At 61.2% G+C, this 1,228-nt stretch carries 3 protein-coding genes; all 3 read right to left on the reverse strand.

The genetic code is table 11. The annotated features are described in order from the left end of the window. A partial coding sequence (locus tag H5U38_02430) for a V-type ATP synthase subunit A (GenBank protein ID MBC7185868.1) occupies positions 1-377 on the reverse strand: 377 nt, incomplete at its 3' end. Beyond that, positions 374-871: a DUF2764 family protein gene (locus tag H5U38_02435; GenBank protein MBC7185869.1), complete on the reverse strand. Its 498-nt coding sequence runs from the start codon at positions 869-871 to the stop codon at positions 374-376. The genes H5U38_02430 and H5U38_02435, both read right to left, overlap by 4 nt. Further along, positions 864-1,228, reverse strand: a 365-nt coding sequence (locus H5U38_02440) for a hypothetical protein (protein MBC7185870.1), incomplete at its 5' end; no start/stop codon positions are given. The genes H5U38_02440 and H5U38_02435, both read right to left, overlap by 8 nt.

The raw sequence follows: 1,228 nt of genomic DNA on the forward strand, positions 1-1,228 counted from the left end.
GTCGGTGTGAAGGACCATTTCTTCTCCAGGTCCAGGCCCGGTCGCTTGACCCCTCTGGGCAAGAAAAAGCCGAACTCCGCGGCAAGTTGCGGCAGTGGGTTCTGCAGGCCGTCGTAGATTTGGCCCAAGAGGCCCGGCCCCAACTCTGCGGAAAGGAGGTGCCCAGCGAATTCGGCGCGGTCGCCGACCTTCAACCCCTTGGTGCTCTCGAAGACCTGCACGTAAGCCACGTCCCGGTTGATGCGCACCACTTCGGAGACCAGGCGTTCCTCGCCGTGCACGATGTGGCCCACCTCGTTCTGCATCACGTTGCCATCGACGGCAATAGCCACCATGTTGCCGCTCACGCCGATGATCTTTCCTACCGCCGTGCTCATGGCTGAACCTCACAAAGTTGCCTGAACAGTTGCATCCCCTTTTCCTTGTTGAACGTGAACAGTCGCCGCAGAATCTGCAGCTTGAGCATGTACAGGATGAGGAATTCGAAATCGAAGTGGTGGTCGCTCTCGTGTTGTTCGATAAAGTCCCACCTCAGCCGGAGCAGGCGCTTCTCCACCTCCAGCGGGTTGCCCTCCCTGACGAGGCTGGGGGCAAACGTAGCAGGCTTGTAGTCCTGGCCACTGCGTTGCGCCTGACGCCAGGCGGCAAGGTCCGTGCGCAGGCGCCGTTCAAAGTCTTTGTAGGCAGCCAGAACACCGGGGCAGTGCTTGGGGATGGTGACGTCGTTGATGTCGACTGCTGCCAGGGTGGCGTATTCCGCGGCGGACAGCCACTTTGCCGCTTCCTGGAGGAAGGCCTCCACCGTCAGGTAGGATTCCCTGTCGAAGTACAGAGTAGGCAGTTGGGATATGAGGTAGTAGTGCTTATCCATTGTCCTGGCCGTTCAGCAGCGCCTGCAGGGTCGGGTTGAGGAACGACTTGAGGACCTCCGCGATGCTCTCGTCGGAAAAGTCGTAGTAGACCTCCTCGCCCCGCAGGCCGATGCGGAAGCCTTTTCCCACCGAGTCACCCACCCGAAGCACCAGGCCGTCACGCAGCTGCTGGCGCAGGCCGGCAAACAGGAGCGCCTCCAGCTTCTCCTTGTCCTCGGCGCTGACCACTACCTCTGCTGCGCCATCGCGCGCCCACTGGCTCAGCAGGTGTTGAATGAGCTGGCTGAGGAACTCCGGCGTAAGCGTTTGCGCCACCTCCCGCTTGAAGACCCGGTCGAAGAGCTCGTTGATGCGCT

The sequence above is a fragment of the Calditrichota bacterium genome, assembly GCA_014359355.1.
Lineage (GTDB): Bacteria > Zhuqueibacterota > Zhuqueibacteria > JANLFK01 > Oleimicrobiaceae > Oleimicrobium.